The organism is Neisseria sp. DTU_2020_1000833_1_SI_GRL_NUU_006, from assembly GCA_032388755.1.
Lineage (GTDB): Bacteria > Pseudomonadota > Gammaproteobacteria > Burkholderiales > Neisseriaceae > Neisseria > Neisseria sicca_C.
On the sequence record CP135593.1, the window covers coordinates 2,341,259 to 2,355,130 of the forward strand.

At 47.4% G+C, this 13,872-nt stretch carries 12 protein-coding genes, 4 tRNA genes and 1 pseudogene; 16 read left to right on the forward strand and 1 reads right to left on the reverse strand.

Annotation, left to right across the window (positions count from 1 at the left end; translation table 11 throughout):
* Positions 1 to 24 precede the first annotated feature (24 nt).
* Positions 25 to 480 carry a DUF494 family protein gene (locus RSJ68_11440; GenBank protein ID WNU97002.1) on the forward strand — a complete coding sequence of 152 codons (456 nt, stop codon included), beginning with the start codon at positions 25 to 27 and terminating at the stop codon, positions 478 to 480.
* An 84-nt stretch (positions 481 to 564) separates the two neighbouring features.
* Complete coding sequence (gene topA / locus RSJ68_11445) at positions 565 to 2,871, forward strand: type I DNA topoisomerase (GenBank protein WNU98404.1); 2,307 nt, start codon at positions 565 to 567, stop codon at positions 2,869 to 2,871.
* A 75-nt stretch (positions 2,872 to 2,946) separates the two neighbouring features.
* Here the strand turns inward: topA and RSJ68_11450 are convergent, their stop codons facing one another.
* Complete coding sequence (locus RSJ68_11450; GenBank protein ID WNU97003.1) at positions 2,947 to 3,168, reverse strand: hypothetical protein; 222 nt, start codon at positions 3,166 to 3,168, stop codon at positions 2,947 to 2,949.
* Between the two features lie 270 nt (positions 3,169 to 3,438).
* Between RSJ68_11450 and rsmD the strand changes: the two genes are divergently transcribed.
* The 14 genes and pseudogenes from rsmD (at position 3,439) to rpoB (ending at position 13,754) form a co-directional block, all read left to right on the forward strand.
* On the forward strand, positions 3,439 to 4,005 hold the full coding sequence (gene rsmD / locus RSJ68_11455) for a 16S rRNA (guanine(966)-N(2))-methyltransferase RsmD (protein ID WNU97004.1): 567 nt from the start codon (positions 3,439 to 3,441) through the stop codon (positions 4,003 to 4,005).
* Positions 4,006 to 4,126: 121 nt separating this feature from the next.
* Positions 4,127 to 4,378 (forward strand): YfhL family 4Fe-4S dicluster ferredoxin, encoded by a 252-nt coding sequence (locus RSJ68_11460; GenBank protein ID WNU97005.1) that lies wholly within the window; start codon positions 4,127 to 4,129, stop codon positions 4,376 to 4,378.
* A gap of 99 nt (positions 4,379 to 4,477) precedes the next feature.
* Positions 4,478 to 4,561: transfer RNA gene (locus tag RSJ68_11465), tRNA-Tyr, on the forward strand.
* Positions 4,562 to 4,597: 36 nt separating this feature from the next.
* Positions 4,598 to 4,671: transfer RNA gene (locus tag RSJ68_11470), tRNA-Gly, on the forward strand.
* Positions 4,672 to 4,682: 11 nt separating this feature from the next.
* Positions 4,683 to 4,757: transfer RNA gene (locus tag RSJ68_11475), tRNA-Thr, on the forward strand.
* A gap of 40 nt (positions 4,758 to 4,797) precedes the next feature.
* On the forward strand, positions 4,798 to 5,982 hold the full coding sequence (tuf, locus tag RSJ68_11480) for an elongation factor Tu (GenBank protein WNU97006.1): 1,185 nt from the start codon (positions 4,798 to 4,800) through the stop codon (positions 5,980 to 5,982).
* A gap of 6 nt (positions 5,983 to 5,988) precedes the next feature.
* Positions 5,989 to 6,064: transfer RNA gene (locus RSJ68_11485), tRNA-Trp, on the forward strand.
* A 119-nt stretch (positions 6,065 to 6,183) separates the two neighbouring features.
* Complete coding sequence (gene secE, locus RSJ68_11490; protein ID WNU97007.1) at positions 6,184 to 6,456, forward strand: preprotein translocase subunit SecE; 273 nt, start codon at positions 6,184 to 6,186, stop codon at positions 6,454 to 6,456.
* 2 nt (positions 6,457 to 6,458) lie between these two features.
* Complete coding sequence (nusG, locus tag RSJ68_11495) at positions 6,459 to 6,992, forward strand: transcription termination/antitermination protein NusG (protein ID WNU97008.1); 534 nt, start codon at positions 6,459 to 6,461, stop codon at positions 6,990 to 6,992.
* 106 nt (positions 6,993 to 7,098) lie between these two features.
* Complete coding sequence (gene rplK, locus RSJ68_11500) at positions 7,099 to 7,533, forward strand: 50S ribosomal protein L11 (GenBank protein WNU97009.1); 435 nt, start codon at positions 7,099 to 7,101, stop codon at positions 7,531 to 7,533.
* Positions 7,533 to 8,228, forward strand: a complete 696-nt coding sequence (gene rplA / locus RSJ68_11505) for a 50S ribosomal protein L1 (protein WNU97010.1) — start codon at positions 7,533 to 7,535, stop codon at positions 8,226 to 8,228. Before rplK ends, rplA begins: the two co-directional genes overlap by 1 nt.
* Positions 8,229 to 8,454: 226 nt before the next feature.
* The gene (rplJ, locus tag RSJ68_11510) at positions 8,455 to 8,955 is read left to right on the forward strand and encodes a 50S ribosomal protein L10 (protein ID WNU97011.1); all 501 of its coding nucleotides are present in this window, start codon (positions 8,455 to 8,457) and stop codon (positions 8,953 to 8,955) included.
* A gap of 58 nt (positions 8,956 to 9,013) precedes the next feature.
* Positions 9,014 to 9,385, forward strand: a complete 372-nt coding sequence (gene rplL, locus RSJ68_11515) for a 50S ribosomal protein L7/L12 (GenBank protein WNU97012.1) — start codon at positions 9,014 to 9,016, stop codon at positions 9,383 to 9,385.
* Between the two features lie 188 nt (positions 9,386 to 9,573).
* A pseudogene (gene rpoB, locus RSJ68_11520) lies at positions 9,574 to 13,754 on the forward strand (DNA-directed RNA polymerase subunit beta).
* Positions 13,755 to 13,872 lie beyond the last annotated feature (118 nt).

A 13,872-nucleotide genomic window follows, 5' to 3' on the forward strand; every position in this document is an offset into this window, starting at 1 on the left:
CGATTCATTCATTAAGGAACCAGCATGACAGAAGTCATCGCCTATCTCATCGAACACTTCCAAGATTTCGACAACTGCCCGCCGCCGGAGGATTTGGGCCGCCTGTTGGAAGATGCGGGTTTTGACGTAACGGAAATCGGCAATACGCTGATGATGATGGAAGTGTTGTTCAATACGTCCGAATTCGCCGCCGCGCCGTTCGACAGCCATGCCCTGCGCGTGTATTGCAACGAGGAAGTGGAAAACTTGCCGCAGGAAGTCATGGGGCTGATGCAGTATCTGGTTGCCGAACGCGCCATCACTTACGAGCAGCGCGAAATCGTCATCCACGCCCTGATGCACATCCCGCCCGAAGAAATCACGCTCGATACGGCGAAAGTGCTGGTGTTACTCTTGTTGTGGGCGCACAAAAGCGAATTGCCCGTCTTAATCGGCGATGACCTGATGGGCGCGCTCAACGGCAAAGCGACCATGCATTAAACCTTTTCAGACGACCTTTTGACGCAGCTTGTTCAGAAAGGTCGTCTGAAACGCATCATCCAATACATTAAAAGAGAACAAACAATGGCGAAAAACCTCTTAATCGTCGAATCACCGTCCAAAGCCAAAACCCTGAAAAAATACCTTGGCGGCGATTTCGAAATTCTGGCCTCCTACGGCCACGTCCGCGACCTCGTCCCCAAAAACGGTGCCGTCGATCCCGAACACGACTTCGCCATGAAATACGAGCTGATCAAACGCAACGCCAAACACGTCGATGCTATTGTTGCCGGAGCCAAAGAAGCCGAAAACATCTACCTCGCAACCGACCCGGATAGGGAAGGCGAAGCGATTTCCTGGCATCTTTTTGAAATCCTCAAATCCAAACGCGGCCTGAAAAACATCAAGCCGCAGCGTGTCGTGTTCCACGAAATCACCAAAAACGCCGTGCTTGACGCCGTCGCCAACCCGCGCGAAATTGAAATGGACTTGGTCGATGCGCAACAAGCCCGCCGCGCTTTGGACTATCTGGTCGGTTTCAACCTCTCGCCATTGTTGTGGAAAAAAATCCGCCGCGGTTTGAGCGCGGGCCGTGTGCAAAGTCCCGCCCTGCGTTTGATTTGCGAACGCGAAAACGAAATCCGTGCCTTTGAAGCGCAGGAATATTGGACGGTGCATCTCGACAGCCATAAAGGCCGCAGCAAGTTCACCGCCAAACTCGCCCAATACAACGGCGCGAAACTCGAACAATTCGACCTGCCGAACGAAGCCGCGCAAGCCGACGTGTTGAAAGAACTCGAAGGCAAAGAGGCAGTCGTTACCGCCATCGAAAAGAAAAAGCGCAGCCGCAATCCCGCCGCGCCGTTCACCACTTCTACCATGCAGCAGGATGCCGTACGCAAACTCGGCTTCACCACCGACCGCACCATGCGTACCGCCCAGCAGCTTTACGAAGGTATAGACGTAGGGCAGGGTGCCATCGGTTTGATTACCTATATGCGTACCGACAGCGTGAATTTGGCCGATGAAGCGTTAACCGAAATCCGCCATTACATCGAAAACAAAATCGGCAAGGAATATCTGCCGAGTGCCGCCAAACAATACAAAACCAAATCCAAAAACGCCCAAGAAGCGCACGAAGCCATCCGTCCGACTTCCGTGTACCGCACGCCCGAAAGCGTCAAACCCTTCCTGAGCGCAGACCAGTTCAAACTCTATCAAATGATTTGGCAGCGCACCGTCGCCTGTCAGATGACGCCTGCCAAATTCGACCAAACCACCGTCGATATTACCGTCGGCAAAGGCGTATTCCACGTAACCGGACAAGTGCAAACCTTCGCAGGCTTCCTCAGCGTTTACGAAGAAAGCAGCGACGATGAAGAAGGCGAAGACAGCAAAAAACTGCCCGAAATGAGCGAAGGCGACAAATTGCCCGTGGACAAACTCTACGGCGAACAACACTTCACCACCCCGCCGCCGCGCTACAACGAAGCCACGCTGGTTAAAGCTCTCGAAGAATACGGCATCGGCCGCCCCTCGACCTACGCCAGCATCATCTCCACGCTCAAAGACCGCGAATACGTTACCCTTGAGCAAAAACGCTTCATGCCCACCGATACAGGCGACATCGTCAACAAATTCCTGACCGAACACTTCGCCCAATACGTCGACTACCACTTCACCGCGAAACTTGAAGACCAGCTCGACGAAATCGCCGACGGCAAACGCCGCTGGATTCCCGTGATGGACAAATTCTGGAAACCGTTCATCAAGCAAGTGGAAGAAAAAGAAGGCATCGAACGCGCCAAATTCACCACGCAGGAACTCGACGAAACCTGCCCCAAATGCGGCGAACACAAACTGCAAATCAAGTTCGGCAAAATGGGCCGCTTCGTCGCCTGCGCCGGCTATCCCGAGTGCAGCTACACGCGCAACGTCAACGAAACCGCCGAAGAAGCCGCCGAGCGCATCGCCAAAGCCGAAGCCGAGCAAGCCGAACTTGACGGACGCGAATGCCCCAAATGCGGCGGACGGCTGGTGTACAAATACAGCCGTACCGGCAGCAAATTCATCGGTTGCGCCAATTACCCCAAATGCAAACACGTCGAGCCGCTGGAAAAACCAAAAGACACCGGCGTCCAATGCCCGCAATGCAAAAAAGGCAACCTCGTCGAGCGCAAATCCCGTTACGGCAAACTGTTTTACAGCTGCAGCACCTATCCCGACTGCAACTACGCCACTTGGAACCCGCCCATCGCCGAAGAATGCCCGAACTGCCATTGGCCGGTCTTGACCATCAAAACCACCAAACGCTGGGGCGTGGAAAAAGTCTGCCCGCAAAAAGAATGCGGCTGGAAGGAGCAGATTGAACCGCCTGCACCGAAAGAGTGAAGGTAGGTTGGTTTAAAGAGAAAAGGTCGTCTGAAAAAATTTCAGACGACCTTTTCAGTCTTATTAAGAAAGGATTTAACGTCTTGCAAAAACCAGCGTGGCAAGAAAGAATAAACTGACTATCAAAGCAACGGTTTTGCCGATCAAGGGCAGGCAAAAGACGAACCAAAGCAGACCGCGCCCCAAGTTCGGAATCAATCCTAAGTGGCGGTAATATTCGTCAAAAAAATGGGCGTGGGCGGTGAAGGCAATCACGCCGCCGATATAAACACCCAAAAAAATTTTCCAAAGCGGCATTGTCAGCCATCCATATTTTCATTACGTATTATGGCCAATAGACTGAAAAAGCGGTGGGAAAGTTCTAATGGCGGACGTAAGCAACCTTTTTATTTGAGAAAATATTTTATGATTTATAAAATTTTGTAAGTTTAGCATCATAAGAAATAAAATTTCACGATGCGCCGATTTGTTTTCATGCGGCCTTAAATGAAAAAAACGCTGCGGTATAATGGCTGCTTTGTCATTCTTTAGAGGTCGTCTGAAACTGTCGGACGATTTGTTTTAATTATGAGCAAACACAGCAAACATTCAAATCAAGTCCGCATCATCGGCGGGCAATGCAGGGGACGGAAACTGGTTTTTGCAGATGCGGACGGTCTGCGTCCAACGCCTGACAGTGTCCGCGAAAAACTTTTCAATTGGCTGGGTCAGGATTTGACCGGTCTGAATGCGTTGGATTTGTTTGCCGGAAGCGGCGCGTTGGGATTTGAAGCCGCGTCCCGTAACGCGAAGAGGGTGGTGCTGGCAGATAATAATCGCAAAACTGCCGATATGCTGCGGCAAAACGCCAGAGCATTGGGTTTGGATAAACTGGAAATCCTCAATACCGATGGCCTTGCGTATCTGCAGAGGTCGTCTGAAAAGTTTGATGTGGTCTTTTTGGATCCGCCGTTTGCGTGGCGGGATTGGGAAAATTTGTTTGCTTCTTTGAAAAACAGCTTGAAAAACGGGGCAATGGTCTATATTGAAGCAGGCGAGCTGCCCGATTTCCCCGAGTGGCTGGAGCCTTATCGCGAAGGACGGGCGGGTAAGAGCGGTTTTGTGCTCTTGCAGTTTGTCCAAGTAGCTGAATAGTAAGAGATTTGAGAATCATTACCAGGGTGTAAACATTCGCCTAAACGGATTGTTTTTGACGCGTTTGTGCTATAATCCGCGCCCAATCGGTTTTGATAATTTAAATGAAAAAGGAAAAGAAATGTCGCTCTTTATTACAGATGAGTGCATTAACTGTGACGTTTGCGAGCCGGAGTGCCCCAATGACGCCATCTCGCAAGGCGAGGAAATTTACGAAATCAACCCTAATTTGTGTACGCAGTGCGTAGGCCATTACGATGAGCCGCAATGTCAGCAGGTATGCCCCGTGGACTGCATCCTGATTGATGAAGAGCATCCGGAAACGCACGAAGAGCTGATGGCAAAATACGAAAAAATCATTCAGTTCAAATAAATTCTTTTTTAAAGCAATAAATTGAGTGATTTTAAGAAAACAAAATTAAAAAAGAACTTGACGAAAATCTGAGTCACGAATAAACTTGCGTTCTCTTATGGTGGGATTCCCGAGCGGTCAAAGGGGGCAGACTGTAAATCTGTTGCGAGAGCTTCGAAGGTTCGAATCCTTCTCCCACCACCAAATTCCAATGTGTTGGAGCATTGATGCAGTAAGTCTGCGGGTGTAGCTCAATGGTAGAGCAGAAGCCTTCCAAGCTTACGGTGAGGGTTCGATTCCCTTCACCCGCTCCAATAGTCTATTGGCCCATGTAGCTCAGGGGTAGAGCACTCCCTTGGTAAGGGAGAGGCCGGCAGTTCAAATCTGCCCATGGGCACCAAATACCATTTTCTCAGTATTTTAAAGATAGGAAATTTGCCATGGCAAAGGAAAAATTTGAACGTAGCAAACCGCACGTAAACGTTGGCACCATCGGTCACGTTGACCATGGTAAAACCACTCTGACTGCTGCTTTGACTACTATTTTGGCTAAAAAATTCGGCGGTGCTGCAAAAGCTTACGACCAAATCGACAACGCTCCCGAAGAAAAAGCCCGCGGTATTACCATCAATACCTCACACGTAGAATACGAAACCGAAACCCGCCACTACGCACACGTAGACTGCCCGGGCCACGCCGACTACGTTAAAAACATGATTACCGGTGCCGCACAAATGGACGGCGCAATCCTGGTATGTTCCGCTGCCGACGGTCCTATGCCGCAAACCCGCGAACACATCCTGTTGGCCCGCCAAGTAGGCGTACCTTACATCATCGTGTTCATGAACAAATGCGATATGGTTGACGATGCCGAATTGTTGGAACTGGTTGAAATGGAAATCCGTGACTTGCTGTCAAGCTACGACTTCCCAGGCGACGACTGCCCGATCGTACAAGGTTCTGCACTGAAAGCCTTGGAAGGCGATGCCGCTTACGAAGAAAAAATCTTCGAACTGGCTGCCGCATTGGACAGCTACATCCCGACTCCCGAGCGTGCCGTGGATAAACCGTTCCTGTTGCCTATCGAAGACGTATTCTCCATCTCCGGTCGCGGTACCGTAGTGACCGGCCGTGTAGAGCGCGGTGTCATCCACGTTGGTGACGAGATCGAAATCGTAGGTCTGAAAGAAACCCAAAAAACCACTTGTACCGGTGTTGAAATGTTCCGCAAACTGCTGGACGAAGGTCAAGCAGGTGACAACGTAGGCGTATTGCTGCGCGGTACCAAACGCGAAGAAGTGGAACGCGGTCAAGTATTGGCTAAACCGGGTACCATCACTCCGCACACCAAATTCAAAGCGGAAGTGTACGTATTGAGCAAAGAAGAGGGTGGTCGTCATACTCCGTTCTTCGCCAACTATCGTCCTCAATTCTACTTCCGTACTACCGACGTAACCGGCGCGGTTACTTTGGAAGAAGGTGTAGAAATGGTTATGCCTGGTGAGAACGTAGCTATTACTGTGGAACTGATTGCACCTATCGCTATGGAAGAAGGTCTGCGCTTTGCGATTCGCGAAGGTGGCCGTACCGTAGGTGCGGGTGTGGTTTCTTCTATCATCGCTTAAGTTTAGAGGCCAATAGCTCAATTGGTAGAGTATCGGTCTCCAAAACCGAGGGTTGGGGGTTCGAGACCCTCTTGGCCTGCCAAATAAAAAATTAACCGGCCCTGTGCCGGTTAATTTTTTTGCATTTCTTTTTTAGTAATTAATTTAAACCATTGCATGAGTGAGATAGTGCGACTTTGATGCTGTGGTGAGTGAGTAAAGATGACTGAACATACATCTGAACATAAAGCAGAAAAGTCGGGTCAGCTTGTAACATCCGGCAATCATTCTACGCCGCCTAAGCGAGAAGGGCTGCTTTCCTATTTTAAAAACTCATGGTCTGAGTTTAAAAAAGTTGTTTGGCCTACGCGGGATGATGCAGTTAAGATGACGATCTTCGTCGTTATATTTGTAGCAATCTTGGCAGTATTTATTTACGCGGCAGACAGTGCTATTTCTTGGCTGTTTTTTGATGTGTTGTTGAAGAGGGGGTAAAAATGTCAAAACGTTGGTATGTTGTGCAGGCTTATTCCGGCTTTGAGAAAAATGTCCAGAAGACCCTAAAAGAGCGTATCGCTCGTGAAGGTATGGAAGGTTATTTCGGTCAGATTCTTGTTCCGGTTGAAGAAGTGGTCGATATTAAAAATGGTCGCAAAACCATTAGTGAGCGTAAGTTCTATCCGGGCTATGTTTTGGTCGAAATGGAAATGACTGATGACTCATGGCATTTGGTGAAAAGTACTCCTCGTGTTTCAGGCTTTATTGGTGGTACGGCAAATAAGCCTACTCCGATTTCTCAAAGAGAGGCTGATGCAATCTTGCAACAGGTTCGTTCTGGGGTTGAGAAGCCTAAACCTAAAGTTGAATTTGAAGTGGGGCAGCAAGTTCGTGTAAACGAAGGACCTTTTGCTGACTTCAACGGTATTGTAGATGAAGTGAATTATGAGCGTAATAAATTGAGGGTTTCTGTTCAGATTTTTGGTCGTGAAACCCCGGTTGAGTTGGAGTTTGGTCAAGTAGAAAAGATTTAAGTTTTTAAATCCCTTGAAAAAAAATCTCTAAGTAAATATAATGCTGAATTCTTTTTTGGGAAGCGGAAATGGTTCCGCGCTATACCCGTTTTTAGGAGTCCTATAAGTGGCAAAGAAAATTATCGGCTATATCAAACTGCAAATTCCTGCAGGTAAAGCCAATCCATCTCCCCCAGTTGGTCCTGCTTTGGGTCAACGTGGTCTGAATATTATGGAATTCTGTAAAGCATTTAATGCTGCAACTCAAGGCATGGAGCCTGGTTTGCCGATTCCAGTTGTAATTACTGCATTTGCGGATAAGTCATTCACTTTTGTGATGAAAACTCCTCCGGCCTCTATTCTGTTGAAAAAAGCCGCCGGTTTGCAAAAAGGTAGTTCTAATCCTCTGACCAATAAAGTGGGTAAATTGACCCGTGCTCAGTTGGAAGAAATTGCTAAAACTAAAGAACCTGATTTGACTGCTGCTGATTTGGATGCCGCTGTTCGCACTATTGCTGGTTCTGCTCGTTCAATGGGTTTGGATGTGGAGGGTGTTGTATAATGGCTAAAGTATCTAAACGCTTGAAAGCTTTGCGCTCTTCTGTTGAAGCCAATAAATTATATGCAATTGATGAAGCAATTGCTTTGGTAAAAAAAGCAGCCACTGCTAAATTTGACGAGTCTGTTGACGTATCTTTCAACTTGGGTGTTGATCCGCGTAAATCTGACCAAGTTATCCGTGGTTCAGTTGTTCTGCCTAAAGGTACCGGTAAAACAACCCGCGTAGCAGTATTTACTCAAGGTGCAAATGCTGATGCAGCTAAAGAAGCTGGTGCTGATGTTGTCGGCTTTGAAGATTTGGCTGCTGAGATTAAAGCAGGTAATCTGAACTTTGACGTTGTTATTGCTTCTCCTGATGCAATGCGCATCGTTGGTCAATTGGGTACCATCTTGGGTCCACGCGGCTTGATGCCAAACCCTAAAGTAGGTACTGTTACTCCTAATGTGGCTGAAGCAGTTAAAAATGCAAAAGCAGGTCAAGTGCAATATCGTACAGACAAAGCTGGTATCGTTCATGCAACTATCGGTCGTGCTTCATTCGCTGAGGCTGATTTGAAAGAGAACTTTGATGCATTGCTGGATGCTATCGTTAAAGCTAAACCTGCTGCTGCTAAAGGTCAGTACCTGAAAAAAGTTGCTGTATCCAGCACTATGGGTTTAGGTGTTCGCGTTGATACATCAAGCGTGAATAACTAATCTAAGAAATTTTCAAGCAACTCAAAATAGAGTTGCTTGAATTTGGGCTACTTAGAATTAAGTAGATGTCCAAGACCGTAGGGATCGCAAGATTTAATCGTAACTGCCCTACGCAGACGGTAGTCCTGAAACACATTACAAGATTGCTTGTAAGATGTCTTTTTAGGTTACCGCGCTGGTGGGATATCATTCCGATATCCTGTTTATAAACAGTGGGAGGTAGACCTTGAGTCTCAATATTGAAACCAAGAAAGTAGCCGTAGAGGAAATCAGCGCAGCAATTGCTAACGCTCAGACTCTCGTGGTTGCTGAATATCGCGGTATCAGTGTTTCCAGTATGACTGAGCTTCGCGCTAATGCGCGTAAAGAAGGCGTTTACTTGCGCGTTCTGAAAAACACATTGGCTCGTCGTGCAGTAGAGGGTACTTCATTCGCAGCTTTGGCTGATCAAATGGTTGGTCCATTGGTTTATGCTGCTTCTGAAGATGCTGTTGCTGCTGCTAAAGTGTTGCACCAATTCGCGAAAAAAGATGACAAGATTGTAGTTAAAGCCGGTTCTTACAATGGTGAAGTAATGAATGCTGCTCAGGTTGCTGAGTTGGCTTCTATTCCGAGCCGCGAAGAGCTGTTGTCCAAACTGTTGTTCGTTATGCAAGCTCCTGTATCAGGCTTTGCGCGCGGTTTGGCTGCTTTGGCAGAGAAAAAAGCAGGCGAAGAAGCCGCTTAATCAATTTTGTTTCTGTTAATCAATTATTTTTTAATACAATATTTGGAGTATAAATAGCATGGCTATTACTAAAGAAGACATTTTGGAAGCAGTTGGTTCTTTGACCGTAATGGAATTGAACGACTTGGTTAAAGCTTTTGAAGAAAAATTTGGCGTTTCTGCTGCTGCAGTTGCAGTTGCAGGTCCTGCTGGTGCTGGTGCTGCTGCCGCTGAAGAAAAAACTGAATTTGACGTAGTATTGGCTTCTGCCGGTGATCAAAAAGTTGGCGTGATTAAAGTAGTCCGCGCAATTACTGGTCTGGGTCTGAAAGAAGCTAAAGACATCGTTGATGGTGCACCTAAAACTCTTAAAGAAGGTGTTTCTAAAGCTGAAGCTGAAGACATCCAAAAACAATTGGAAGAAGCCGGCGCTAAAGTCGAAATCAAATAATTTGATGCTTCCTGTGAAGGCTGGCAGTTTTCTGCCAGCCTTATTTTGCTTATTGTTATTAGGCTAATTTGTTATTTACATTTATTTGCAATTTATTCGCAAGTTAAGTTTAAATAAATGTAAATAATACAAACAATAGGCGTTATTTCAGACGACCTCTTTCTTTAAAATTGCTTTTCGGAGTGTATATGAACTATTCGTTTACCGAGAAAAAACGTATCCGTAAGAGTTTTGCGAAACGAGAGAACGTATTGGACGTTCCCTTTTTGTTGGCAACACAAATTGATTCTTATGCGAAATTTCTGCAATTAGAAAATGCTTTCGATCAGCGCACTGACGATGGTCTGCAGGCTGCATTTAATTCTATTTTCCCTATCGTAAGCCACAATGGTTATGCGCGTCTGGAGTTTGTGCATTACACGTTGGGTGAGCCTTTGTTCGATATTCCTGAATGTCAATTGCGCGGAATCACTTATGCAGCCCCTTTGCGCGCGCGTATCCGACTGGTTATTTTAGACAAGGAAGCGTCTAAACCGACAGTCAAAGAAGTTCGTGAAAATGAAGTGTACATGGGCGAAATCCCATTGATGACTCCAAGTGGTTCGTTTGTCATTAACGGTACCGAGCGTGTAATTGTTTCTCAGTTGCATCGTTCTCCCGGTGTGTTCTTTGAGCATGACCGTGGTAAAACTCATTCCTCCGGTAAATTGTTGTTCTCTGCTCGAATCATTCCTTACCGTGGTTCGTGGTTGGATTTCGAATTTGACCCGAAAGATTTGCTGTATTTCCGTATCGACCGTCGCCGTAAAATGCCGGTTACGATTTTGTTGAAGGCCTTGGGCTACAACAATGAGCAGATCTTGGATATTTTCTACGATAAAGAAACGTTCTATCTGTCTGAAAATGGTGTCCAAACTGATTTGGTTGTAGGTCGTCTGAAAGGTGAAACTGCCAAAGTTGATATCTTGGATAAAGAAGGCAACGTATTGGTTGCTAAGGGTAAACGTATTACCGCAAAAAATATCCGTGATATTAGCAATGCAGGATTGACTCGTTTGGATGTGGAGCCGGAAAGCCTGATTGGCAAAGCTTTGGCCGCGGATTTGATTGACCCTGAAACGGGTGAAGTATTGGCTGTGGCCAATGATGAAATCACTGAAGAATTATTGGCAAAATTTGATATCCATGGTGTAAAACAGCTTACTACGCTTTACATTAATGAATTGGATCAGGGTGGCTACATTTCCAATACTCTGCGCACTGATGAGACTGTTGATCAGCAAGCAGCACGTGTTGCGATTTACCGCATGATGCGCCCGGGCGAACCGCCTACCGAGGAAGCAGTCGAGCAGTTGTTTAACCGCTTGTTCTTCAGTGAAGACAGCTACGATTTGTCTCTCGCGTAGGCCGTATGAAATTCAATACGCGTACTTATGAACAAAAATTGTCTGAAGCACAACAACATTCTTGGTATGGCCGTTTGTTGAACGAAACCTTCGCGGGTGCTGCCGAAAAAGGCGGTTATGTTCTGAGCGTCGAAGATATTGTTGCTTCTATTGCTACTTTGGTTGAGTTGCGTAACGGTCATGGCGAAGTGGACGATATCGACCACTTGGGTAACCGTCGTGTGCGTTCGGTAGGTGAGTTGACTGAAAACCAATTCCGCAGTGGTTTGGCTCGTGTGGAACGTGCCGTAAAAGAACGCTTGAATCAGGCAGAATCAGAAAACTTAATGCCGCATGATTTAATTAATGCGAAACCTGTTTCTGCTGCCATCAAAGAATTCTTCGGCTCAAGCCAATTGAGTCAGTTTATGGATCAGACCAACCCCTTGTCTGAAGTAACCCATAAACGCCGTGTATCTGCGTTAGGCCCGGGTGGTTTGACCCGTGAACGTGCCGGTTTCGAGGTGCGAGACGTGCATCCGACTCACTATGGCCGCGTATGTCCGATTGAAACGCCTGAAGGTCCGAACATCGGTTTGATTAACTCATTGTCCGTTTATGCACGTACCAATGATTATGGTTTCTTGGAAACTCCTTATCGCCGCGTTATCGACGGTAAAGTAACCGAGGAAATCGATTACTTGTCTGCCATTGAAGAAGGCCGCTATGTGATTGCACAGGCGAATGCTGATTTGGACAAAGACGGTAATTTGATTGGTGACTTGGTAACTTGTCGTGAAAAAGGCGAAACCATTATGGCAACGCCTGACCGTGTGCAATATATGGACGTGGCAACCGGTCAAGTGGTATCCGTAGCGGCATCCCTGATTCCGTTCTTGGAACACGATGATGCGAACCGTGCATTGATGGGTGCCAACATGCAACGTCAGGCTGTACCGTGCCTGCGTCCTGAAAAACCGATGGTTGGTACCGGTATTGAGCGTTCTGTTGCCGTTGACTCTGCTACTGCAATCGTTGCCCGCCGCGGTGGTGTGGTTGAGTATGTTGACGCCAACCGTGTTGTGATTCGTGTTCATGACGATGAAGCGACTGCCGGTGAAGTGGGTGTCGATATTTACAACTTGGTGAAATTCACCCGTTCCAACCAGTCTACCAATATCAATCAGCGTCCTGCCGTCAAAGCCGGCGACGTTTTGCAACGCGGCGATTTGATTGCTGACGGTGCATCCACTGATTTGGGCGAATTGGCCTTGGGTCAAAACATGACCATCGCCTTCATGCCGTGGAACGGTTATAACTATGAAGACTCGATTCTGATTTCCGAAAAAGTGGCTGCAGACGACCGCTATACTTCGATTCACATTGAGGAATTGAATGTCGTTGCCCGTGATACCAAGCTGGGTGCGGAAGATATCACCCGCGATATTCCGAACTTGTCCGAGCGTATGCAAAACCGTTTGGATGAATCCGGTATCGTTTACATCGGTGCGGAAGTGGAAGCAGGCGATGTATTGGTTGGTAAAGTAACGCCTAAAGGCGAAACCCAACTGACTCCGGAAGAAAAACTGTTGCGCGCCATCTTCGGCGAAAAAGCATCCGACGTAAAAGACACCTCTTTGCGTATGCCTACCGGCATGAGCGGTACGGTTATCGACGTTCAAGTCTTTACCCGCGAAGGTATCCAACGCGACAAACGTGCTCAATTCATTATCGATTCCGAGCTGAAACGTTACCGTCAAGACTTGGGCGACCAGTTGCGTATTTTTGATAACGACGCATTCGACCGTATTGAGCGTATGATCGTCGGCCAAAAAGCCAACGGCGGTCCGATGAAGCTGGCTAAAGGCAGCGAAATTTCGACAGAATATCTGGCGGGTTTGCCTAGCAAACACGATTGGTTCGATATCCGTTTGGCTGATGAAGATTTGGCCAAACAATTAGAACTGATTAAATTGAGTCTGCAACAAAAACGCGAAGAAGCGGACGAATTGTACGAAATCAAGAAGAAAAAACTGACCCAAGGCGACGAGTTGCAACCAGGCGTACAAAAAATGGTGAAAGTCTTTATCGCCATCAAACGCCGTCTGCAAGCAGGTGACAAAATGGCGGGCCGCCACGGTAACAAAGGTGTGGTATCGCGCATTCTGCCTGTAGAAGACATGCCTTACATGGCGGACGGTCGTCCTGTGGACATCGTACTGAATCCGTTGGGCGTACCTTCCCGTATGAACATCGGTCAGATTTTGGAAGTTCACTTGGGTTGGGCGGCAAAAGGTATTGGCGAGCGTATCGACCGTATGCTGAAAGAGCAACGCAAAGCCAGCGAGCTACGCGAGTTCTTGAACAAACTCTACAACGGCAGCGGTAAGAAAGAAGATTTGGATGCCCTGACAGATGAAGAAATCATTGAACTGGCTTCCAATCTGCGTAAAGGCGCATCTTTCGCATCGCCGGTGTTTGACGGTGCGAAAGAATCCGAAATCCGCGAAATGCTGAATTTGGCTTATCCGAGCGATGATCCTGAAGTCGAAAAACTGGGCTTTAACGACAGCAAAACCCAAATCACGCTGTATGACGGACGCTCTGGCGAACCGTTTGACCGCAAGGTAACAGTAGGTGTGATGCACTATCTGAAGCTGCACCACTTGGTTGACGAAAAAATGCACGCGCGTTCTACCGGTCCGTATAGTTTGGTTACTCAACAGCCTCTGGGCGGTAAAGCTCAGTTCGGTGGCCAACGTTTTGGTGAGATGGAGGTTTGGGCGCTGGAAGCATACGGCGCAGCCTATACCCTGCAAGAGATGTTGACCGTGAAGTCCGACGACGTAACAGGCCGTACCAAAATGTACGAGAACATTGTCAAAGGCGAACACAAAATCGATGCCGGTATGCCTGAGTCCTTCAACGTATTGGTTAAAGAGATTCGCTCACTGGGCTTGGATATCGATTTGGAACGTTACTAAACAGAAGTTTTCAGACGGCCTCTCTAGGCCGTCTGAAAAAGCGGTTGCAGAATAAGAATGAATTAATCGAAATCTGAAAATATCAGGTCGTCTGAAACCGCAACGTACCGTTTCCAAT